General features: G+C 71.4%; 19 protein-coding genes. 10 read left to right on the top strand and 9 right to left on the bottom strand.

The genetic code is table 11. The annotated features are described in order from the left end of the window. The first annotated feature begins 30 nt into the window (after nucleotides 1-30). From ABZ321_RS55310 to ABZ321_RS55295, 4 genes are all read left to right on the top strand, one after another. Nucleotides 31-1113, top strand: coding sequence for a histidine kinase (locus ABZ321_RS55310; protein WP_354904662.1), 1083 nt, complete (start codon nucleotides 31-33; stop codon nucleotides 1111-1113). Between the two features lie 22 nt (nucleotides 1114-1135). Continuing rightward, a complete protein-coding gene (locus ABZ321_RS55305) occupies nucleotides 1136-1459 on the top strand; it encodes a hypothetical protein (protein ID WP_344509385.1) in 324 nt (107 codons plus the stop codon). 81 nt (nucleotides 1460-1540) lie between these two features. Then, nucleotides 1541-2173: an acVLRF1 family peptidyl-tRNA hydrolase gene (locus tag ABZ321_RS55300; RefSeq protein ID WP_354904659.1), complete on the top strand. Its 633-nt coding sequence runs from the start codon at nucleotides 1541-1543 to the stop codon at nucleotides 2171-2173. A 54-nt stretch (nucleotides 2174-2227) separates the two neighbouring features. Continuing rightward, complete coding sequence (locus ABZ321_RS55295) at nucleotides 2228-3466, top strand: condensation domain-containing protein (protein WP_354904656.1); 1239 nt, start codon at nucleotides 2228-2230, stop codon at nucleotides 3464-3466. Here the strand turns inward: ABZ321_RS55295 and ABZ321_RS55290 are convergent, their stop codons facing one another. Beyond that, the gene (locus ABZ321_RS55290; protein WP_354904654.1) at nucleotides 3467-3829 is read right to left on the bottom strand and encodes a hypothetical protein; all 363 of its coding nucleotides are present in this window, start codon (nucleotides 3827-3829) and stop codon (nucleotides 3467-3469) included. Then, nucleotides 3826-4347: a MarR family transcriptional regulator gene (locus tag ABZ321_RS55285; protein ID WP_344509391.1), complete on the bottom strand. Its 522-nt coding sequence runs from the start codon at nucleotides 4345-4347 to the stop codon at nucleotides 3826-3828. The genes ABZ321_RS55290 and ABZ321_RS55285 overlap by 4 nt, the downstream gene beginning before the upstream one ends. Nucleotides 4348-4488: 141 nt before the next feature. On the opposite strand from ABZ321_RS55285, the gene ABZ321_RS55280 reads away from it, so the two are divergent. Further along, a complete protein-coding gene (locus tag ABZ321_RS55280) occupies nucleotides 4489-5634 on the top strand; it encodes a histidine kinase (protein WP_354904650.1) in 1146 nt (381 codons plus the stop codon). Nucleotides 5635-5701: 67 nt separating this feature from the next. Beyond that, a complete protein-coding gene (locus ABZ321_RS55275) occupies nucleotides 5702-6367 on the top strand; it encodes a response regulator transcription factor (protein ID WP_354904648.1) in 666 nt (221 codons plus the stop codon). Between the two features lie 5 nt (nucleotides 6368-6372). Here ABZ321_RS55275 and ABZ321_RS55270 read toward each other — a convergent pair whose 3' ends face one another. Beyond that, nucleotides 6373-7095: an ABC transporter permease gene (locus ABZ321_RS55270; protein ID WP_354904645.1), complete on the bottom strand. Its 723-nt coding sequence runs from the start codon at nucleotides 7093-7095 to the stop codon at nucleotides 6373-6375. Further along, complete coding sequence (locus tag ABZ321_RS55265) at nucleotides 7092-7832, bottom strand: ATP-binding cassette domain-containing protein (RefSeq protein WP_354904643.1); 741 nt, start codon at nucleotides 7830-7832, stop codon at nucleotides 7092-7094. Before ABZ321_RS55265 ends, ABZ321_RS55270 begins: the two co-directional genes overlap by 4 nt. Nucleotides 7833-8034: 202 nt before the next feature. On the opposite strand from ABZ321_RS55265, the gene ABZ321_RS55260 reads away from it, so the two are divergent. Both ABZ321_RS55260 and ABZ321_RS55255 read left to right on the top strand, forming a co-directional pair. Then, nucleotides 8035-8721, top strand: coding sequence for a hypothetical protein (locus ABZ321_RS55260; RefSeq protein WP_354904641.1), 687 nt, complete (start codon nucleotides 8035-8037; stop codon nucleotides 8719-8721). 650 nt (nucleotides 8722-9371) lie between these two features. Next, complete coding sequence (locus ABZ321_RS55255) at nucleotides 9372-11579, top strand: nucleoside hydrolase-like domain-containing protein (protein ID WP_354904639.1); 2208 nt, start codon at nucleotides 9372-9374, stop codon at nucleotides 11577-11579. A 372-nt stretch (nucleotides 11580-11951) separates the two neighbouring features. Here the strand turns inward: ABZ321_RS55255 and ABZ321_RS55250 are convergent, their stop codons facing one another. The 3 genes from ABZ321_RS55250 to ABZ321_RS55240 all read right to left on the bottom strand — a co-directional run bounded on the left by ABZ321_RS55250 (nucleotide 11952) and on the right by ABZ321_RS55240 (nucleotide 14787). Then, nucleotides 11952-13022, bottom strand: a complete 1071-nt coding sequence (locus tag ABZ321_RS55250) for a hypothetical protein (protein ID WP_354904636.1) — start codon at nucleotides 13020-13022, stop codon at nucleotides 11952-11954. After that, nucleotides 13019-13543 (bottom strand): SigE family RNA polymerase sigma factor, encoded by a 525-nt coding sequence (locus ABZ321_RS55245; protein WP_344509406.1) that lies wholly within the window; start codon nucleotides 13541-13543, stop codon nucleotides 13019-13021. The genes ABZ321_RS55250 and ABZ321_RS55245 overlap by 4 nt, the downstream gene beginning before the upstream one ends. Before the next feature lie 65 nt (nucleotides 13544-13608). Next, on the bottom strand, nucleotides 13609-14787 hold the full coding sequence (locus ABZ321_RS55240; RefSeq protein WP_354904634.1) for an MFS transporter: 1179 nt from the start codon (nucleotides 14785-14787) through the stop codon (nucleotides 13609-13611). A 48-nt stretch (nucleotides 14788-14835) separates the two neighbouring features. Here ABZ321_RS55240 and ABZ321_RS55235 point away from each other — a divergent pair, with 48 nt between their 5' ends. Next, complete coding sequence (locus tag ABZ321_RS55235; RefSeq protein ID WP_344509410.1) at nucleotides 14836-15279, top strand: GNAT family N-acetyltransferase; 444 nt, start codon at nucleotides 14836-14838, stop codon at nucleotides 15277-15279. A 57-nt stretch (nucleotides 15280-15336) separates the two neighbouring features. On the opposite strand, the gene ABZ321_RS55230 is transcribed toward ABZ321_RS55235, so the two are convergent. Both ABZ321_RS55230 and ABZ321_RS55225 read right to left on the bottom strand, forming a co-directional pair. Beyond that, nucleotides 15337-15768 (bottom strand): Rieske (2Fe-2S) protein, encoded by a 432-nt coding sequence (locus ABZ321_RS55230; RefSeq protein ID WP_344509748.1) that lies wholly within the window; start codon nucleotides 15766-15768, stop codon nucleotides 15337-15339. A gap of 153 nt (nucleotides 15769-15921) precedes the next feature. Continuing rightward, a complete protein-coding gene (locus tag ABZ321_RS55225) occupies nucleotides 15922-19467 on the bottom strand; it encodes a ThuA domain-containing protein (RefSeq protein ID WP_354904631.1) in 3546 nt (1181 codons plus the stop codon). Nucleotides 19468-20081: 614 nt separating this feature from the next. Here ABZ321_RS55225 and ABZ321_RS55220 point away from each other — a divergent pair. Next, on the top strand, nucleotides 20082-20992 hold a 911-nt coding region (locus ABZ321_RS55220; protein WP_354904628.1), incomplete at its 3' end, for a substrate-binding domain-containing protein.

The following is a 20992-nucleotide window of genomic DNA, read 5'->3' as shown; positions in this document are numbered from 1 at the left end:
ATATGCCAGTGATCTGGAAGGGGAGCACCGATGAGCCGGCACTGGCGGATCGCGATCGACCTGACGCTGTACGCCACCCTCATCGTGCTCTACGCCCTGTCGGGCACGGTGGTCTCCGTGCCGCTCGCGGTGGCGCAGCTGGTGCCGCTCGTGTGGCGGAACCGGGCGCCCGGGACGGTGCTCGCGGTGATCAGCGTGGCGACGGCGGCGCACTCACTGCTCGGGATGGGGCGCGCCGTCGGGTACCTGCCGGTGTCCCTCGCCATGTACACGGCGGCGACGCAACGGTCACCGGTGGTCCGCTGGGGCGTCTGCGCCGCCGCAACAGTGCTCGTCACGGTCGCCGGCGCGGTCCGGCGCGGCCCGGTCGAGGGCGGCCTGCTCGCGGCCGTCGCGCTGACCGTCACCTGGCTGGCCGGCGTCGAGCGCGGCGAGCATCTACGGGAGCGGGCCGAGCACCTACGCGAACGCGGCGAGCGGCGGCTCGCCGAGCAGGCGGCGGAGACGGCCCGCGCGCGGGAGCGGCTCGCCCGCCGGCTGCACGACAGCCTCGCCCACACGATGACGGTCATGCTGGTGCAGGGCGAGGCGCTGCGGGCGACCGCCGAGCTCGCCCCCGCCGACCGGCGGCGCCTCGACATCGTGCTGCAGGCGGGCCGGGACGCCCTCGCCGAGGTGCGGCAGGCCCTGGCGGAGGAGGCTGAGGGGGCGACGCTGACCGGGCGGCTCGACGCGCTGCGCGAGGCCGGCCTGTCGGTGCCGGGAGACCCGGCCGCCGGCCTGACCCGCCTGCCGGTCGCCGTCCGCGACGTGGCCGCCCGGCTGGTCGCGGAGGCCGCCACCAACGCGCTGCGCCACGACGGCCCGGGCACCACGCTGACCGTCACCGCCGACGAGGCGGCCGTGCGGGTCACGACCCGGCGCCCACCCGGAGCAGGTCCTTCCGGGGAAGCGGGCGGCGGTGGGTACGGCCTGCGCAGCCTCGACACCGACGTCCGCGCCGCCGGCGGGACGCTGACCTACGGCCCCACCGCGACCGGCTGGCGGGTGACGGCCGAGTTCACGCCGGCGGGTGAAGCACCTGCCCGCGTGGAGCGGCAGGACCTAGGCTGAGGACCGACACGAGGAGGTGGCGGTGCAGGGACGGTTGCGTGCCGTCGCGCAGCTCGCCGTCGCCGTGCTGGTCGCCGCGGTGACCGCCGTCGTCGTCAACCACATGCCGCCGCTGACTGGGGTCCGCCTGGCCGTCGTGGCGGTCGCGTCGCCGATCGCGCTGCTCGGCGGGCTCTGGCTGGAGATCTTCGCGGTCACCGGCGACGACCCCAGCCCACAGCCGCGCCGGGGCGGCCTGCGGCGGCGGATCCGGCGGTTCCTGCGCACCTGGCGCGGCGTGCTGTCCTCCGTCGCGATCGTCAGCGTCGTCGTGCTGGTCCCGCTGCTGTTCGTGCATGGCACCTGACAGCGCCGCCACCAGAGGCGCGGGACAGACCGGAGCGGCCCGCTGCTGTTCGTACATGCGACACAACGGCAAAATGGGAACATGGTGAAGGCAAGGCCCGCCGCCGGCGGGGGACGCTGGGTCGAGATCTCCCCCGAGCGGTTGAAGGGCTGGCTGGACGGGTTCTACGGCCGGCACGACGGTGCGACCGAGGACGCGCTCACCCTGACCGGCGCCAGCAACGGCGACACCGCGACGCTGCACCCGCCGCCGGGCCTGGACGGGGTCGCCGACATCGACGCGCTGCTGCAGGGGATCGCCCGGCCGCCGAGGATCGGGCTGCTGCTCGTGCGCAGGGGCGCCGCGGCCGTCGGGGTCGCCGAGGGCACGACCCTGGAGACGTCGAAGGTCGAGCGGTTCTACGTGCAGGGGCGCACCGCCGCCGGTGGGTGGTCGCAGCAGCGGTACGCCAGACGCCGCGGCAACCAGACGGACGCCGCCGTCGAGGAGACCGCGGACATCGCGGTGCGCGTCCTGTCCGGCGGTGAGGGCCTCGCCTCGGTCGTCTGCGGCGGCGACCGCGCGATGATCGACCACGTCCTGGAGGATCCGCGGCTGGCGCCCGTCGCCGCGCTGCGCCACCCCCACCTGCTGGAGGTCCCGGAGCCACGGCTCAACGTCCTGGAGGACGCGGCGGTCACCGCGAGAAAGATCCGCATCCATCTGGTGCCGTGAGCGCGGGGCGCTACGCTGTCTCTGGTCGCGAGCCGGACGAGAATGGATCCGTCGATGGTTGACGTGGTGGATCGGGTCGACGTCGCGTTCCGCGGCGAGGGCAGTGGCGTGGCCGAGCTGACCTGGGGCCAGCAGTCGATGCTGCTGACGATGGACCGCGAGCGGTCGTGGCTGCCGATGGGCGGGCACCAGCCGGTGGCGCCCGGCACGACCGTCGCGGACGTGCTCGACGAGCTGCGCTACTCGCTGGAGCGCTACCAGTCCTTCCGGACGCGGCTGCGCGCGGGCACCCTGCAGGAGGTGCACGCCGAGGGGATGCTGACCGTCGAGGTGTACGAGACGACCGACCCCCTCGGGCTCGCCGCCGAGGTCGAGCACGGCTACCGGATCGCGGCGCCGGACCTGGCGGCGGACTGGCCGCTGCGCGCGGCGATCGTGTGCCGCGACGGGCGGCCGGAGCGGCTCGTCGCGATCATGCCGCACCTGGTGACCGATGCGATCGGCGCCGGGGTGATGGTGGCCGAGGCGAGCGCCCGCGTCGCCACGCCCGTCACCGGCCCGCAGCCGCTCGAACTGGCCGAGTGGCAGCGCTCGCCGTCCGGGGTCCGGCAGAGCGCCGCCGCGGTCCGCCACTGGGAGCGGCACCTGCCGTCGGTGACGGTGCTGCCGCCGGCACGGACGCCGGAGCCGGTGCGGTATCCGAAGGCGCGGTTCACCTCGCCGGCGATGGCGGGTGCGCTGCCGCTGGTCGCCGCGCGCACCGGGGTCGACCCGGCGACGATCCTGTCGACCGCGTTCATGATGGCCGTCGGCCGGGTCGCCGGCACCGACCAGGTCGCGGTGCGGCACCTGGTGGGCAACCGGTTCCGCTCGGGGCTGGCCGAGGTCGTCACGCCGCTGGCGCAGCTGGGGCTGTGCGTCGCGGACGTGTCCGTGCCGTTCGACGAGGCCCTCGGCCGGGTCGCGCGGGCGTCGCTCGCCGCGCACAAGCACGCCTACTACGACCCGATGCGGCTCGCCGAGGTGCTCGCCGGCGCGGACATCGACGTCACCCGTACCGTCTGCTACAACGACCGCCGCATGCAGCGGGCCTCCACAGTGGAGGCGACGACCGCCGACGGTGTGCTGGAGTGGGTCGGCGCGTCGAGCGGGCCGACCGAGCCGCTGTTCCTGCACATCGACGACGAGCCGGGCGCGCTGGTGCTCACCGTCGACGTGGACACCGCGTTCCTGTCCCGCGCGGACGCGGAGGCGATCGCCCGCACCATGGAGTCGGTCATCGTCGCTGGATGATCATCCCGTGACCGCAGCGTGCAGCGCCTGCCACGGGGTCGCGTCGAAGATCAGCCTGATCGACGTGATCCGGCCGCCGGTGAGGCGGAAGTGCTCGGCCGTGCGCTGCGTGCCGACCGGCGTCGCCGTGTGGACGTCGTAGACGAGGGTGGCCTCGTCCGCGCCGTACAGCTCGCTGAGCAGGTCGACACCGGTGACGATCCGCAGGAAGTCCGGCAGGCCGGCCAGGTGCGCCGCGGGGTCGTCGAACCGCAGCATCGGGCTCTCGAATCGGAACGGCGTGCCGGTCAGCGCCACGGCCGCCGGGACGTCCCCGCGGAACCGGGCCTCGTGATACGCCCGCACCACATCGACAGTGTTCATCGTGATCGCACCCTTCGAACGCCTTGGACGAGCCGGAGACACAGGTCGCGTAACTGATCGGCCTCGGCGGCGCTGAAGCCGGCGAACACGGCCTCCATCGCCATCCGCGTCGGCGCCCGGAACGTCGCCAGCCATGCCAGCCCGTCGTCGGTCGCGACGGCCCGCACCGAACGCCGGTCCGCCGGGTCCGGCACGCGCCGCAGCAGGCCCTTGTGCTCGAGGGTGTCGACGAGCCCGGTGACGTTGCGCGGGGTGACACCGAGCGCCTGCGCCAGCTCGCCGAGCGGCAGGCCGGCCTCGCCGCTCAGGCTCAGCCGCACCAGCAGGTCGAACGCGCCGGCGCTGAGCCCGCGCCCCTCCGCGCCGGCCGAGCGGAGGTGCTCGATCGCTCCCGCCGCCGACCGCACCGCCGCGGCGGCCTCGAGCAGCGGCAGCGCCTCCTCGCCCGCGAACGCGGTGAGTGCGGCGCGGGTGCCCTCGTCGTACAGCAGGCCGTCGTCATCAGTTCCGTACTGCATAATGAAGTACTACACGAATCGGTCCTGGCATGCAATGCGACTTGAGTCGTAGCCGGGCGGCCTCCGGTACTCCTGGGGTCGTAGGTGACGAGCAGTCCCGAGGATGACGACCGGCACGGCGGGCGCCCCTAGCGTGGAGCCGTGGACGGGGGCGGGAGCAGCGCGGCGTGGGAGCGGTGGTGCCGGCGGCCGTGGATGCCCGTGCTGGTCGGGGCGCTGCAGATCGCCACGACCGTCGCGGCGGCACAACGGGTCACCGAGCGGCGGCCCGTCGACGCACTCGCGATCGCGCTGCTCGCGGTAGGGCCGGCGCTGCTGTGGCTGTGGCACCGCGCGCCGGTCCTCGTCCTCGCCGGCAACTTCGCGGCGACCGCCGCCTACTACACGCTCGGCTACCGCTTCGGGCCGGCCGCGCTGAGCCTCGCGGTCGCGATGGTCGTCGCCGTCGCGACCGGCCGGCGGCGCGCGGCGTGGGTGGTGACGGCGGGCGGGCTGCCCACATATCTGCTGGTGAGCGCCGCCGTCGGGCGGCAGGCGGCGCCGGGGCCGGTCGCGGTCGTGGCGATCGCCGCCGTGCTGGGGCTCGTGCTCGCCGTGGGCGAGGCAGTCCGGGTCGCGGGGGAGCGCCGCGCCGACGCCGAGCGGGCCAGGGTCGCCGAGCAGCGGCGGCGGGTCAGCGACGAGCGGCTGCGGGTGGCGCGGGACCTGCACGACGTCCTCGCCCACCACGTGTCGCTGGTCAACATGCAGGCCAACGTGGCGCTACGACTCTTCGACCGCGACCCCGAACAGGCGCGGGCGTCGGTCGCGGCGATCAAGGAGGTCAGCCGGGAGACCCTCGACGACCTGCGGGCCGCGCTCGCCGTCCTGCGCCGCGACACCGACGCGCCACGGCGGCCGAGCGCCGGCCTCTCCCAGGTCGACGAGCTGCTGGCCCGCTCCGGCGAGGCGGGCCTGCGCGTCACGAAGACCGTCGAGGGTAAGCCGCGGCAGCTGGCGACGGCGGTCGACCTGGCCGCGTTCCGCATCGTCCAGGAGGCCGTGACCAACGTCCGCCGGCACAGCGCCGCCGGCGCCGCGACGCTGCGGATCGCGTTCACCGACGACGCCGTGATGGTCACCGTCCACGACCACGGCCCCGCCGCCACCCTGCCCAACCCCGACGGCGACGGCATCACCGGGATGCGCGAGCGCGCCGTGGGCCTCGCCGGCACGTTCGAGTCCGGCCCGACGCCGAGCGGTGGTTTCCGCGTGTACGCCGAGCTGCCCTACCGGACGCCGTCATGACCCGGGCCGTCTCCTGTCCTGCCGTCGCGCTTCCTGCCATGAGACGCCCGTCGGTGCGGGGGACCGCGTGATCAGGGTGGTGCTCGCCGACGACCAGGCGTTGATGCGGGCCGGGCTCCGGGCGCTGCTGCAGGACGGCGGGGGCGTCGACGTCGTGGCGGAGGCCGGTGATGGCCGGGTCGCGGTCGAGAAGGCCACTGAGCTGGTGCCGCACGTCGTGCTCATGGACGTGCGCATGCCGGTGATGGACGGCATCGAGGCGACCCGCCGCATCGCCGCCGATCCCAGGCTCGACGAGGTCAAGGTGCTCATCCTGACGACGTTCGAGCTGGACGAGTACGTGTTCGACGCGCTGCGGGCCGGGGCCAGCGGCTTCGTGCTCAAGGACAACGAGCCCGACGACCTGATCCGGGCGATCCAGGTCGTGGCCGCCGGCGACTCGATGCTCGCGCCGAGCGTCACCCGGCGGCTGGTGCGGGAGTTCGCGTCGCGGGCCAAGGAGGCCAGGCCCGCCGAGCGGCTCGCCGGGCTCACCGAACGCGAGCGGCAGGTGATGGTGCTGGCCGCGCAGGGCCTCACCAACGACGAGATCGCCGCGCGGTTGTTCGTCAGCCTGGCGACGGCGAAGACGCACATCAGCCGGGCGATGACCAAGCTGCACGTCAGGGATCGCGCGCAGCTGGTCATCATGGCGTACGAGACGGGCCTGATCCGACCCGGCTGGATGACGTGACCGGTTCAGGCGGTGACGTCCCGCCGGGCGAAGGTGATGAAGGCCGCGGTCAGCGCGAGCGCACCGTACACCAGCACCCCGGCGAGACCGTGGCTGTAGGGGACGCTGCCCGGTGCTCCGGTGACCGCGCCCGCGAGGAGGCCGGGCAGCCAGTGGCCGGCGGCGGGGACCGTGTTGCGCGCGATGTTCTCCACCATGATGAACCAGAACAGCGCCACCCCGACCGCGATCGGCGTCGAGCGCAGCAGCACCCCGAGCGCCAGCCCGACGGTGCCGTACAGGATGGCGACGAGCACCGTGTTCAGGTAGCCGGTCACCGCGTCCGCCGGCCACGACTCGGTGGGCGTGCCGCGGACGCCGGTGACGACCGCGGCCGCCGCGAGGCTCACCACCAGCGCGACGAGCAGCGCACCGGCCGTGCAGGCGGCGAGGGCGAGCAGCTTGCCGGCGAGGAGCCGGTCCCGCGATGGCTGGCGCAGCAGCAGCGTCCGTAGGGTGCCGAGGCCGTGCTCGGTGGTGACGCTGGTGAGGAACACGACGAGCACCACCACGCCGACGAGCCGCGACGCGTTCGTGAACCCCGCCGTCAGCCTGGCCGGCGGCACCGGCGCGGTCGCGAAGGTCAGCACCGTCACGAGGATCGTGAAGCCGAACAGGCCGCCGAGCGCCCCGTACAACACCCGCGGCCGACGCAGCTTCAGCAGCTCCGACCTGAACGCGCGCATCATGACGACCGCCCTTCCGTGGCAGTGAACGTGGCAGTGAACGTGGCAGTGAACATGGACAGGTAGTGCTCCTCGAGGTCGCCGCCGCCGGCGAGCAGCTCGCTCGTCGGGCCCTGGAACAGCCGCCGGCCGTCGCCGATGACGATCAGCCAGTCGCAGACCTGCTGGACCTCGGACAGCAGGTGCGAGGAGACCAGCACCGTGCGCCCGTCGTCGTTGATGGACCGCACGATCCCGCGCATGTCCCGGATCCCGGCCGGGTCGAGGCCGTTGGCCGGCTCGTCGAGGATGACCAGCGCCGGGTCGCCGAGCAGCGCCGCCGCGATCCCGAGCCGCTGCTTCATGCCGAGCGAGTAGCGCTGGAACGGCTTGTCACCGGTCAGCCCCACCCGCGCGAGCAGCGCCGGGATGCCGGCCGGGTCGAGACCGCCGAGGGCCGCCTGGACGGCGAGGTTCCGCGCGCCCGACAGCCCCGGGTAGAACGCCGGGCCCTCGATCATCGCGCCGACCCACGGCAGGTACGCGGCCGGCCGGCCGAGCGGCGCGCCGTTCACGCTGCCGTCGCCGGCGTCCGGCCGTACCAGCCCCAGCAGCATCCGCAGCGTCGTGGTCTTGCCGGCGCCGTTGGGCCCGATGAGCCCCGCGACCACGCCCGCCGGGACGTCCAGATCGAGCCCGTCCACGACGGCCCGGCCGCCGTACCGTTTCGTCAGCCCGCGTGTCCTGATGGCATTCATCATGCCCCGCATCGTGGCCCGCCCGCCCCCGCGGGGTCGTCAGGCCGGGGGACCGTCCACCCGCTGCCACCACGGTCGCAGCCGTCACCGGGCGCGTCCACCGTGCGATTGAGTCGGCGGCGGCAGGTGTACGACCAGCGCACGACCGCCCAGTGTGGACCACGGCACGACGCGCCCGACGGTCCCGGCCTCGAGCATGGGTCGCATGCATCGTCTCGCCAACGGCCGCTGGGTCGGCCTGCTCGGCATCGGCTGGTTCGTCCTGTTCCTGCTCGGCGCCGCTGTCCTGCAGGGCGAGCCACCCCCGGCCGGCGCCCCGGTCGCCGAGGTCCGTGACTTCTTCCACGCCCACGGCACCCGCTACCTGGCCGGCGACTACGTCGCGGGCTGCGCCTTCATGCTGCTCCTCCTGCCGTTCGGAGCCCTCCTGCCCCGCGCGCTGCACCTGCCCGACCGTCCACTGTGCTCATACGTCACCACCGGCGCCGTCGCCGCCCTCGTGACGGTCGGCGGCACGGCCACCTCGTTCCTGGACGCGGTCGCGATGGCCCACGGCGACACCCGCCTCGACGACTCGACGGTCACCGCTCTCCTGTACGCCAACAGCGCCGGCATCGCCCTCATCGGCCTCCCCGCCGCGGTGTTCGCCGCCGCCGCCGCGACCCTCCTCCGCCACGCCCGCGCCCCGCTGGCCACCACCGCCCTCGGCTGGCTAGCCGCCGCCCTCCTGACCACCGGCGCCGCCTTCCCGCTCGCCGGTCCCGACCACGGTCCACTGTGGACCGTTCGGTTCGTGAGCTTCCTGACCCTGGCCGCCTTCGTCCTGGCAACCTCGGCCCACCTCCTGACCCGCCAGCAGAACCGACAGCCGCACCGACTCCCAATCGATTAGCCGGGCGACAGCGATTGGTCGGCCACCGGCTGAGTGGGGTGGTCTCGCCGTCGCGTCGGGTCCGGCCCTGCTGTGGCGATCATGGAGCACCGTCCACTGTGGAATTGTGGCAAGCAGCGCGTCGAGGTCGTCGACCTCCGGCTAGACCTTGGTGTCGCGCGATGGACGCCGCCCTCGGGCACCGGGTCGACACGTGGCAGGAGCCGGTTGGCAGCGGCAGCGGCGAGATGTGGACATGGGCTTTTGTCGAAGCCGGCTGGGCGCCGGTTGGAGTTGACGGCGAGGCTGTGTCGTTCGTCGGCAGCGTCGACCCGGTCGACCGACAAGCGGGACGGCCGTCAGGTCGACAGTCTTGACTTTTGTGTCGTACTGATTAACGCTATATATCAAGTCAGGTCTGAATAGATATTCAACCGTGCGTGGTGCGGAAGGCCGATGAGCGTCCCAGACAACCGCCCGGACCCCCCGGGCTGTCGAGGTGGCGGTTTCAAGCGTTCGACATCCGTCGCATCGACAACCATCGGCGTGTTCGAGGTGGCCACGCCGACACCTGCCTGTCGCCACGAGGAAGAAGAGAGGTCGGAGTGTCCAGAAGGCCGTTGAGGACGGGGCTGGCGCTGTTACTCGCGCTGGCAGTGCCTTTCGGTGCCGTGAGTGCCGATGCTTTCGGTGCCGTGAGTGCCAATGCAAACGCAAAACCGCGCCCGATCGACAAGCCGCGCGTGATCATCACGACGGACGGAGAAGGCGACGACATCGCCTCGATGCATCGCTTCCTGCTCTACGCGAACGACTTCGACGTCGAGGGCATCGTCACCTCGGCGTCTCGCTGGCACTGGGCCGGCGACCCCACCGCGACGCCGCCGATCACGGCCAACCGGTGGCATGGCACGAGCTGGATCCCCGCCATGATCGACGGCCTGTACCGCCAGGCCCACCCCAATCTCGTCAAGCACGACCCGCGCTATCCCACCCCGGAGCACCTGCTGAGCGTCGTCAAGGACGGCAACATCACAGCCGGTGGCGAGATGGCCAAGGACACGCCGGGGTCGGACCTGATCAAGAAGGTCCTCCTGGACAACGAGCCGGGCCCGGTCTACCTGCAAGCGTGGGGCGGAACCAACACCATCGCGGCCGCGCTTCGCTCGATCCGCGACGAGTACCAAGGAACCCGTCACTGGGACGAGATCTACCGGAAGGTCTCCGACAAGGCCTTCATCTACGTCATCCAGGACCAGGACCTCACCTACAAGGACCACATCGCCAAGGCGTGGCCCCAGGTCAGCATCCTGATGAACCGCGAGCAGTTCGAGGCGTTCGCCTACGGCTCCTGGCAGTACACGCCCCAGCCGCAGCTCAGCTACTTCCAGAAGGACTGGATCGCGGCGAACATTCAGAAGGGCCCGTACGCGGCGACGTACCCCGTGAACGGCGGCGTTGAAGGCAACAGCATCTGCCGTGGCGGCTGCGCGCCGGGCGATTGGTTCTCCGAGGGCGATTCGCCATCGTTCCTGCACACGATTCCGACCGGTTTGGGTCAGCTCGACGACCCGACCTACGGCGGTTGGGGCGGGCGTTTCGTCCACGTCAAGGATCGTGTGTGGGCGGATGACCCGGCGTACCTGGGCGGCACCCGCCCGAAGGCTACGGATCTGAGCCCATACCCCATCCTGAACACAACGCTGGCCGCCGCCGCGCCGGCCGGGTCGACCAATGTGAAGGTCGCGCGGGTGAGGCAGCCAGGCGGTGGCATCCACAACCAGACGAATGACTTCCTCGCCGGGAACACCGTCACCATCGGCACCGGCTCAGACGCGGAGACGCGTACCGTGACGCTGGCCGGCGGCGGCGGCGCCGGCCCGACGACGCTCTTCGACGCCGCGCCAGCGGGCGCGACGAACATCAAGGTCACGACAGTTACCAACTACTTCACAGGCGATCCGCTGACGATCGGAACGGGCGACACGGCGCAGACGGTCACCGTCACCGACGTCGGAACCCAGCGCGTCGCCACGACGGCAGCCGCCGCGGCCGCACCGGGCGACACCGTCCTGAAGGTCGCCTCGACGGGCGCGTCCTGCAACGCCAACGCCGCCGCCTGCTTCACGGACCCGGTCATGCGACCCGGCGACCAGCTCCGGATCGGAACCGGCACCAGCCAGTTCACGGTCACCATCAAGGCCGTCGGAACCCCGTTCGCCACCGGCAGCGGCGTGACGCTCCAGCAGCCGCTTCCCGCTGCGGTCTCAGCGGGCACGGCCGTGGCGGACCCGGGCTCGGGCATCACGTTCACGCCGGCGCTCAAGACAGCACAGACCGCAGGGGCGACCGCCTCCACGCTTGGCGGTGGCCTGACCCTGGACCGGCCGCTGACCCGTGACCACGTCCAAGGGGCAGCGGTTGCGGACTTCAACAGCCCGGGCTGGCCTCAGGCGCGCTGGACCGATGCGGTCCAGAACGACATGGCCGCGCGGATCGATTGGACATTCAAGGGCTTCGCGGACGCCAACCACCCGCCCGTCCCCACGGTGGCGTCGTGCGACCTGGTCGTGAAGCCGGGCCGGCCCGTTCAGCTCGTCGGCAAGGCGTCCGATCCGGACCGCGACAAGCTCACCTTCGCGTGGTACCAGTACGCCGAGGCTGGAACATACCCAGGCCGAATCGCACTCGAGGGCGCGTCGACGCGAACGCCATCGTTCGAAATGCCCGAAGACGCGCAGCCAGGACAAACCGTGCACGTGATCTTGGCGGTCACCGATTCAGGTGCAACGCCGCTCACGCGTTACCAGCGCGTGATCGTCACGGCCGCCGACAGCCGAGGCAAGCCCGCAGACACGTCGAAGCGTTCGGGGTGCTAGTTCGGGGTGCTAGAGCCGCGGTTTCATTGAGGCGATGAGCATCGCTCAACGCCGGAGGCCCTGCCGCCGTGCAACTGTCGCGCGTCGGCGGGGCCTCCACGTGCGGGAGTATCGTCGCTTCGGTCCGGTAGCGAGCCGAACGGGGCAAAACTTCGGCAGCGAGTCGTCCGCCGACGCTCACTCCACGAAGAACCGCCCCGTCTTGGGAACCGCCCTCTTCTACTCCGAGCAGCCGACGCAGTTGCGCGACTGGGTCGAGGAGTTCGCCGGCTTCAATGAGTAGGCCGCCACCACGGGCGGCTACCGGGTCCATTGACGTCCGCCCCGTCCGCAACGGGCCGGCCCGCAGCACGCGGGCCGGCCCTTCCGGCGTCAGAAACTGAGTTCGGCCGCCGCGCCGGTGAGGCCGGCCGACGGGCCGAGCTGCACGGCGGTCACGTCGGCGGAGCCGGGCAGGCGCACGCTGCGGCTGACCGTGCCGGTGGTGATGTCCAGCAGTTCGATGACGGCGTTGCGGTCCGCCCCGTGGCCGAGCACGGCGACGGTGGTCTCGTCGTACCAGCCGACGGGTGTCGAGCGGGGCGGCACGGTCGCGACGACCTTCCCGGACGTCGCGTCGTACACCGGCGACGCGTGGGGCTGCGCCGACATGATGGTCGAGGCGTCCGTCAGCACGTACCGGCGAGACGGCGAATAACACGTGGCGCCCTCGACCGACCCGCCTGTGCCGTCGAGGCGCGCGCCGGGGGTGCCGTCGGGCGACAGGTACTGCAGCGGGCCCGGCTCGACCGTGTTGTCGGTCTGCGTGCCGCGCACGAGGACCAGGTAGCGGCGCGAGTCGGCGGCCCAGCCGACCGTCGCGCCGAGGAGGTCCAGCGGGACCGGGGTGTTCGTGACGTGCCGGTCGGCCACGTCGACGCGGTGGGCGGTGAAGTGCACCGTGGGGTCCTTCTCGATCGAGGTCCACAGCACCGCGGTGCCGTCCGGCGACCACGACGGGCCGTTGCCGGCGGGGACGTCGACCCATTCGACGGCATCGCGGCCGCGGTCCAGCAACGCGGCCCGGTCGGCGAGGCCCAGCCGGCCGTTGTCGTTCACCGCCGCGCGGGTCAGGTCGGGGGACAGGACCACGGTGAACGGCAGCTCGCGGTACTTGCCGAGGGCCGGGTCGAGGATGCTGGAGCGCTCCTCGCGGGTGTAGACGTGCGCCACCTGAGGGCCGCCGCCGGGCGCGGCGGGCGCGGGTGCGCCGGGGTCCATCGGCGTGCCCGGCCCGCGCAGCAGCAGCGCGGGGACCGCCAGGGCGGCGGTGACCGCGACGGCGGCCGCGATCGCCACGGTGCGGGTGCGTCGGCGCCGGCGGGCCGTGTGGAGGACGGTGTCCGCCAGGCCCGGCGGCGGCACGAGGTCGGCGGGGAACGGAACGTCTCGCAGGTGCATCATGGCGCGGTCCTCACCATCGGGGTGGTCGCGAGGTCGGGGTACGCGGCCCGCAGCTTCGCCAGGGCCTTGGACGCCTGGCTGCGCACGGTGCCGAGGGAGATGTCGAGCAGCTGGGCGACCTCGGCCTCGGAGCGGTCCTCGTAGTACCGCAGCACCACGACCGCCCGTTGCCGCGCCGGCAGCGTGCGCAGCGCGTCGAAGACGCCGTGCCGGACCACGGTCTCGGCGGCGTGGTCGTCGCCCGCGGCGCGGTCCGGCGTGGCCGGCACCAGCGTCTCGGGCCGCCGGGAGCGCAGCCGCCAGCGGTTGATCTGATGGCGGTACATCGCCGTGCGCACGTACGCCTCGGGATGCTCCCGCCGGCGGATCGCGGCCCACCGCCGGACGGTGCCCAGCAGGGCCGTCTGCAGCAGGTCCTGCGCGAGATGGGTGTCGCCGGTCAGCAGGTACGCCGTGCGCAGCAGCGCGGCCGACCGGGTGGCCACGAACTCGCGGAATTCCCGCTCGTCCTCCGGGCTCATCCAGGTTCCTCTCCGTCGTGGCGGTGCCTCACCCTTCCAGACACCGCGACGCCCGGGAGCAATGCCTACGCCGGCGGGCGCAGCGCCGCGACGGTGGCGGCGGCGGGCCGCAGCGCGGGCGCGGTGGCGGCGACGAACAGCGCCAGCAGCACCGGGATTGCGAGGGCGCCGGGCAGGCCGACGACGGTGCTGGCAGCGCCGATCAGCACCGGCCCCAGCAGGAAGCCCAGGTAGCCGAGCCCGACCACCCGGGCGAGGGCCCGCCCCGCCGCGTCCGGATTGCGGTCGCCCGCGGCGGAGTACACCTGGGGCGCGATGAGCGCCATCCCGGCGCCCAGGCAGGCGAAGCCGGCGACGCCCGCGACCGGCACGCCGACGAGCAGGGCGGCACCGAGCCCGCCGGCGGCGAGCAGCCCGCTGGCGCGGACCACGACGACCGGCCCGAACCGGGCGGTGAGCCGGTCGCCGACGAGCCGGGTGAGCGTCATGGCGACCGAGAACGCGGCGAACGCCGCCGCGGCGAACCCGGCCGAGCTGTCCAGCTCGTCGCGCAGGTAGACGGCGCTCCAGTCGGCGGCGGCGCCCTCACCGACGAGCGCGCAGCAGACGAGGACGCCGAGGAACAGCACGCCCCGGACCGGCCCGCGAGCCTCCGCCGGCGCCGTGCCGAGCGAGGGGCGGCCGGCGTCGGGCAGCGCCCACCACGCGGACCAGGCGGCGAGGGCCACCGTCACGCCCGCGACGGCGGTGAACGTCGTCCGCGGCCCGACGCCGGCGTGCGCGAAGAGCCCGCCGGCGCTCGCGCCGATGAAGCCGCCGATGCTGTACACGGCGTGGAACGAGGACATGATGGGTGCGCCCCAGGCCCGTTGCACGTCGATCGCGTTGGCGTTCATGGCGATGTTCAGGGTGCCGTGCACGGCCCCGAACACGAACAGTGCGGCGGCGAGCGTCACCAGCCCCGGCGCGTACGCGGGCGGGATGAGCACCAGGCCTTCGGCGAACGCGACCGGCAGCATCACCCGCCGGCTGCCGAACCGGTCGACCAGGCGCCCGGTGGCCTGCATGCCGGTGATCGCCCCGGCGGCGAACGCCAGCAACGCAACGGCGAGGGCACCGTCGTCCAGCGACAGATCCCGCTTGATCGCCGGGATGCGGGCGGTCCACACGCCGAGCGTGACGCCGAAGAGCAGGAACAGCAGCGCGGTCGCGACCCGCGCCCGCACGAGGACACCGGCTTGCACGCGCCGATTCTGCCGCATTACCGGCGGCGCGCTGAATACCATCGACTGATGGATTTCCGCGAAGCCGTCCACGACGACCTGCCCGCCATCGTCGCGCTGCTGGGCGACGACGTGTTGGGCAAGGACCGGGAGGCGGCGGTGGTCGACGAGGTGTACGAGCGGGCGTTCGCGGCCGTGGCCGAGGACCCGCGCAACGAGCTGGTCGTCGCCGACGACGGCGGCGAGATCGTGGCGGCGCTGCAGGTGACGTACATCCCGGGGCTGGGCAGGCACGGTGCGGAGCGGGCGCTCGTCGAGTCGGTCCGGGTCCGCGCCGACCGGCGGGGGCAGGGGCTTGGTGCGGAGCTCATGACGTGGGTCGTGACGCGGGCCGGCGAGCGTGGCTGCGCGTTGGTGCAGCTGACCACCGACAAGCGCCGCGCCGACGCGCGCCGGTTCTACGAGCGGCTCGGCTTCGTCGCCAGTCACGAGGGCATGAAGCGGGACCTGTAACTGCCGTGCTGGCCGGCGCCGACGACGACCAGAACGACATCACTGGGGTCCCGCCGGTCAGGCCTGGGTGATCCGGCCGGCGTCGACCTTGATGGCGATCTCCTTCAACCCCGTGGTCGCCGGCCCGCTCATCCGGGCTCCGTCGGCGATCGCGAACGTCGAGTTGTGCGCGGGGCAGGTGGCGACGCCGTCCTTCGGCGCCGTGACCTTCACGCCCTTGTGGGGGCAGGCCGCGTTGTACGCCTTGAACGTGCCGGCGACCGGCTGGACGATCAGGACGTCGCCGACGACCTCCCCGCCGCCGACCGGGATCTCGGCGGTGCTCGCCAGGCTGGCCGCGGGCGCGGGCGCCGTGCTCTCGGCGGGAGGGGCGGACGTCGCCGGGGCGGCCGCCGCCCCGGACGAGGCAGGCTCGGAGCCGCAGGCCGCGAGCAGGGCCGTGGCACCCGCCCCGGCGAGCAGCGCCCGGCGGCCCGCACACCATCGCATCGACACAGTTGAGCTCCTTCCGTGGGTTACCGATCCCGCACGGTACGCATCAACGGCATCGACCGCAATAAATTGCATGGTTCTTTCATGCCCCGTTAAGGCACGACGCCGGCCCCCGCGTCGTTGCGGGGGCCGGCTCCGGGATCGGCGGGATCAGGCCAGGGTGAACCTCCACTGCTGGTTGGTGGCGCCGTGGCAGGTCCACTGGAGCAGGCGGGCGCCGTCGTCGACGGAGCTGCCGTTCACGTCAACACAGAGTCCACTTTGGACGTTCTTCACCGTGTACACGCCGGAGGTGCCGGTCGGGGTCACGATGAACTTCTGGTTGTTGCCGTTGTTGCAGGTGAACTGCTGCAGGAAGGCGCCCGCGGTGGTGGAGCCCCCGACCACGTCGAGGCACTTGCCGCTGTGCACCGCCTTGAGGTAGACGGCGCCGCCACCGGCGTCGACCGCCTGCCACTTCTGGTTGTTGCCGCCGGTCGGGGCCCACTGGATGATCTGGGCCTCGTCGGCGGTCGAGACGCCGTTGACGTCGACGTTCTTGCCGCTGTGCTGGGCCGTCATCGTCCACGTCTTCCCGGCCACGCCGCCGGTGCCGGGCGTGCCCACGCCGGTCCCGCCGAAGGTGAACGAGTCGAGGTCGAAGCCGTTGTTGGCGCTGTTCTTGAACACCATGTAGAGCGTGTGGGTGCCGGACAGCGCGGCGGTGTTGACCGTCGCGGTGTTCTGGTAGTTGTCCCACCCGGTGGTGTTCGGGACCGCCGTCGTCGCCAGCAGGGTGCCGGTCGGCGAGTCGGCGCGCAGCTCGATGGAGCCGCCGCCGGTCGGCGAGGAGACCCGGTAGGTGACGTTGGTGATGCCCTGCAGGCTCATCGGGTTGAACGAAATCCAGTCGTTGTTGGAGATGTCGCCGATGCGCTTCGTGCTCTCCGCGCCGGCCTGGTCGATGACCCGGATGCCGGACTGTGCGGTGAAGTACTCCGCCTGCTTGTGCTTCGGCTGGAGGATGGCCTGGCCGTAGCCGGTCAGCGGGGCCGCGCCGCCCGCGCCGCCGTTGTCGGTGTACTTGGCGATGAGGGCGTAGAAGAGGTTCGCGCCGTCGGGGTGCCCGCCGAGCAGGTCGGTGGAGATGGTCCCGGAGCAGCCGGGGTACTCCGTGGTCTCGTGCAGGTGGTCGTCGTGGCCCAGCGCCGGGTTGACGTACACCTTGGAGCAGTCGATCGCGGCGCCGCCGGGGTCGGTGACCGTGACGGTGTAGGCGACCTGATCACCGAAGTTGAGCATGCCGCCGTTCACCGGGGTGCTGACCGTGACGGTCGGCGCGGTGTTGCCGACGGTGATCTGCACGTTGGCGAATCCGGTCTTGCCGGTGTTGTCGGTGACCTTCAACTGTGCGGTGAAGTTGCCGTTGCTGCTGTACGTCTTGGCGGGGTTCGCCGCCGTCGACGTGGTGCCGTCGCCGAACGTCCACAGGTAGCTGATCGTGTCGCCCGGGTCCGGGTCCATCGATCCAGCGCTGGAGAACTGCACGCTCAGCGGGGCGTTGCCGTTGGTCACGTTGGCCGAGGCCTTGGCGATCGGCGACCGTCCACCTTGGACGTAGTCGATGCGGTAGAGGCCGGAGTCGTTGTTGCCGCCGCCGAAGTTGGAGCCCCATTCGAGCAGGTACAGCGAGCCGTCGGGGCCGAACTCCATGTCCATCGGCTTGTTGAAGTTGCCGCCGGGCAGGAACGTGTTGGTCCGGGTGACGGCGGTGTTGCCGTCGAAGTGGACCTCCTTGACGAAGTTGCGGGCCCACTCGTAGAAGAAGTGGACGCCGTCGTAGTACTGCGGGAACTTCGTCGACGACGGGTTCGCCGCGTTGTACCGGTAGACCGGCCCGCCCATCGGCGCGGAGCCTCCGGCGCCGAGCTCCGGGAAGTTCGTCGAGGCCGGGTAGCCGTACCACATGTTCGGCGCGACGATCGGCTTCAGGTTGACCAGGCCGGTGTTGTTGGGGGAGTTGTTGACCGGCGCGGCGCAGTTGAACTTCGCGCCGACGACGCCGGTGTCGGGGTTGTACGGCGCGTAGGGCTGGTTGTCGCCGTGGCAGAAGGGCCAGCCGTAGTTGCCCGCCGTCTTGATGACGTTGAGCTCGACCAGGCCTTCCGGGCCGCGGTTGGTGGTCGGCGGGTTGCGGTCCGGGCCGTAGTCGGCCAGGTAGACCCAGCCGTTGGCCGGGTCGATCGAGAAGCGGAACGGGTTACGGAAGCCCATCGCGTAGACCTCGGCCCGCGTCTGGGCGGTGCCCTGCGGGTACAGGTTGCCCGACGGGATCGTGTAGCCGCCGGAGGCTGCGGGCCGGATGCGCAGCAGCTTGCCGCGCAGGTCGTTGGTGTTGCCGGCGGTGCGGGCGGCGTCCAGGTTGGCCTTGCCGGACCGCCAGTCGAGGGGGGCGTAGCCCTGCCAGTTGGGGTCCAGGTTCGGTGGGGTGTCGTCGCCGGTACCGATGTACAGGTTGCCGTCCGGGCCGAAGGCGATGTAGCCACCGGTATGGCCGGGCTCGGGGAACGTGCGGTCGCGGTAGGCCGGGATGTCGATGATCGTGACGCCGCTGGACATGTTCAGCGTGTCGCCGCTCAGCGTGTACCGCGAGACCCGGTTGATGTCCGTCGTGCTGCTGGCCGGTGAGTGGTACAGGTACACGTAGCCGTTGCTGGCGAAGTTCGGGTCCAGCGCAAGGCCGGTGAGGCCGTCCTCGCCACCGGTGTAGACGCTCAGCGTCCCGGCGGTGACGGTGGAGTTGGTGCTCGGCTTGAAGATCTTCACCTGCCCGGCGCGCTGCACGTACAGGACGCGGCCGTCAGGCGCGACGGCGAGGGCCATCGGGTCGGCGGTGTTGTCGTCGAGGGTGCGCTTCTCGAAGTTGCCCCAGACGGTGCCGCCGCAGTCGCCCGCGAGGTTGCCCGCCGCCCACCGGATCCCGCCCAGGACGTGGTTGCGGAAGAACGTCTCGCTGTAGGACTCGATGGCGTGGCCCATGGCGGTGGTCCACACCCGGCCGCCGGAGGTGTTGCGGCACCAGGAGATCGGGTGGTCGCTGCCCATCGCGCGGGAGCCGGGGTTGTACGTGCGCTCGTCGGCGGTCACGAGCACGTGCACGTCGCCGCGCGGGTTCTTGTCGAAGTTGTACCACTCCTCGCTGCGGTTCCACCGGTCCGGCAGGCCCACCGTGGACGGGTGGAACTTGTCGGCGACGATGGCCTGGCCGGCCAGGACGCCGGGGGAGTGCTCGGGCATGTGCGCGCCCGCGTTGACCGTCTGGTCCCACCACGGGTACTCGGTGTCGATGCCCATGTCGGTGGCGTTGTGGATGGCGACGATGCCCTTGCCGCTGGCCAGGTAGCCCTCGACGGCCGAGCGCTGGGCGGCGGTCGTGAACACCATGCCCGACGTCTGCAGCATGACGAGGACGTCGTAGGTGGCAAGGTTGGCCGGCGTGAAGACGGCCGAGTCCTCGCTGAACACCGCCTCGAAGTTGTTGGCGGCGGCCTGCTGCTGGATCATCTGGATGCCGGCCGGGATCGAGTCGTGCCGATACCCGACGGTCTTGGTGAACACCAGCGCGCGGAAGGCGGGCGCCGCCTGCGCGGGCTGGACGAGCGCCATCGACAGCAGCATGCCGACGATGGTGCCCAGGATCAACGTGCTTCTTCGCATGCCGTTTCCTCTCGGCGGGACAACGCGATGCGAGCCATGGGCGCACGACAGCACCCCCCGTGGACAGGGTTGAGTGGCGCGTGGGTGATCCGGTCGATTCGACTGCCGTCCGCCGCGACGGACAGTGACATCGACTGGATGGAGACGCGCCAGCTGCCGTGACGAAGAGTCACATCGATGGGCTCTTCTGTCATGGCTCGCGGCGCCAAGCCTGCTCTGGCGAACCTTTTGAAGTCAATACGGACAACAAACAGGCAGCTCATAACGTTTTTTTGCAGCTCAGTTCTGCGCCTCGGAGAGCACGGTTTCGTAGCTGTTTCGTCTTGATCGGGTTACGTCATTGCCAGTCGACGCTCAGACCTTTAACGTAATGGACACGATCTTTTGTCTTATCCAGCAGAAGTACTGCACCGGTGACCGGAAGATCTAGCAACGTGAAGTTTGCTGCTTACGTTGAGTGCTGCATCGGGCTGCGAACGTCGACGCGGTCGCGCCGGAGGTGACACGGCGTTAGGGGAAACCGCCGTGGCATCGCATTCGTTGCTCACGCTCCGAAGTGTTTTCCAAGGTCATCCATGGCAAGAGCTCCTGACACCCCATCCATAGGAGAACACGTGAGACGATCCACGTCCGTTGTCGCGGCGATGAGTGCTGCGTTGCTGATTCTGACCGGTTGTGCCACCGATGAGCCGACCACGACCGCCTCCGGTGCCGCGTCGTCGACCGCGGCGGCGGGGTCGGGGACTGGCGAGCAGTCGAAGTTCTTCGTGCAGGCCGATTACGACAACGAGTTGTCGCTGCTGCAGGCCACCGCCACCGGCCCCGCTGACAAGCCGTGGGAGCAGGTGCTCAACCCGAAGCTGGTCGACACCGCGAAGTACAAGAAGGCCGGCCCGTACAAGGTGTGCTTCTCCAACGCCGCGTTGAACAATCCGTGGCGGCAGGTCGGGTTCAAGGTGATGCAGGCCGAGGTCGAGGCGCAGAAGGCGAAGATCAAGGAGTTCGTGCACGTCGACGCGGAGGGCAAGGACAGCAAGCAGATCGCTGACATCAACGACCTGCTCGGCAAGGGCTGTGACGCGCTCATCGTCTCGCCCAACACCACCGCGACGTTGACGCCCGCGGTGGAGGCGGCCTGTGCCAAGGGTTTGCCGGTCATCGTGTTCGACCGTGGCGTGGACACGAAGTGTCCGGTCACGTTCATCAACCCGATCGGCGGTTACGGGTTCGGGCACGTGGGTGCGTCGTTCCTGTCGGAGAAGGTGAAGTCCGGCGGTAAGGTCCTCGCGCTGCGGATCCTGCCCGGCGTCGACGTGCTGGAGACCCGCTGGTCGGCGGCGAAGGTTCAGTTCGACAAGGCGAAGGTCAACGTCGTCGGTGTCGAGTTCACCGATGGTGACCCGGCGAAGACGAAGAAGATCGTCAACGACTACATTCAGCGGTACGGCACGATCGACGGCATCTGGATGGACGCCGGTGCCACCGCCGTCGCCGCGGTCGAGGCGTTCCAGGACGCGGGCAAGCC

Source organism: Dactylosporangium sp. NPDC006015 (genome assembly GCF_040614215.1).
GTDB lineage: Bacteria > Actinomycetota > Actinomycetes > Mycobacteriales > Micromonosporaceae > Dactylosporangium > Dactylosporangium maewongense.
This window is presented reverse-complemented; position numbering and strand designations above follow the sequence as displayed.

Bases quoted from the DNA above. Each gene is read 5' to 3' on its own strand.
- ABZ321_RS55310 (WP_354904662.1), top strand. From the start codon at position 31: ATGAGCCGGCACTGGCGGATCGCGATCGACCTGACGCTGTACGCCACC.
- ABZ321_RS55250 (WP_354904636.1), bottom strand. From the start codon at position 13,022: ATGATGCACCTGCGAGACGTTCCGTTCCCCGCCGACCTCGTGCCGCCG.
- ABZ321_RS55225 (WP_354904631.1), bottom strand. From the start codon at position 19,467: ATGCGAAGAAGCACGTTGATCCTGGGCACCATCGTCGGCATGCTGCTG.
- ABZ321_RS55300 (WP_354904659.1), top strand. From the start codon at position 1,541: ATGGTGAAGGCAAGGCCCGCCGCCGGCGGGGGACGCTGGGTCGAGATC.
- ABZ321_RS55260 (WP_354904641.1), top strand. From the start codon at position 8,035: ATGCATCGTCTCGCCAACGGCCGCTGGGTCGGCCTGCTCGGCATCGGC.
- ABZ321_RS55235 (WP_344509410.1), top strand. From the start codon at position 14,836: ATGGATTTCCGCGAAGCCGTCCACGACGACCTGCCCGCCATCGTCGCG.
- ABZ321_RS55230 (WP_344509748.1), bottom strand. From the start codon at position 15,768: ATGCGATGGTGTGCGGGCCGCCGGGCGCTGCTCGCCGGGGCGGGTGCC.
- ABZ321_RS55245 (WP_344509406.1), bottom strand. From the start codon at position 13,543: ATGAGCCCGGAGGACGAGCGGGAATTCCGCGAGTTCGTGGCCACCCGG.
- ABZ321_RS55290 (WP_354904654.1), bottom strand. From the start codon at position 3,829: ATGAACACTGTCGATGTGGTGCGGGCGTATCACGAGGCCCGGTTCCGC.
- ABZ321_RS55265 (WP_354904643.1), bottom strand. From the start codon at position 7,832: ATGATGAATGCCATCAGGACACGCGGGCTGACGAAACGGTACGGCGGC.
- ABZ321_RS55285 (WP_344509391.1), bottom strand. From the start codon at position 4,347: ATGCAGTACGGAACTGATGACGACGGCCTGCTGTACGACGAGGGCACC.
- ABZ321_RS55270 (WP_354904645.1), bottom strand. From the start codon at position 7,095: ATGATGCGCGCGTTCAGGTCGGAGCTGCTGAAGCTGCGTCGGCCGCGG.
- ABZ321_RS55295 (WP_354904656.1), top strand. From the start codon at position 2,228: ATGGTTGACGTGGTGGATCGGGTCGACGTCGCGTTCCGCGGCGAGGGC.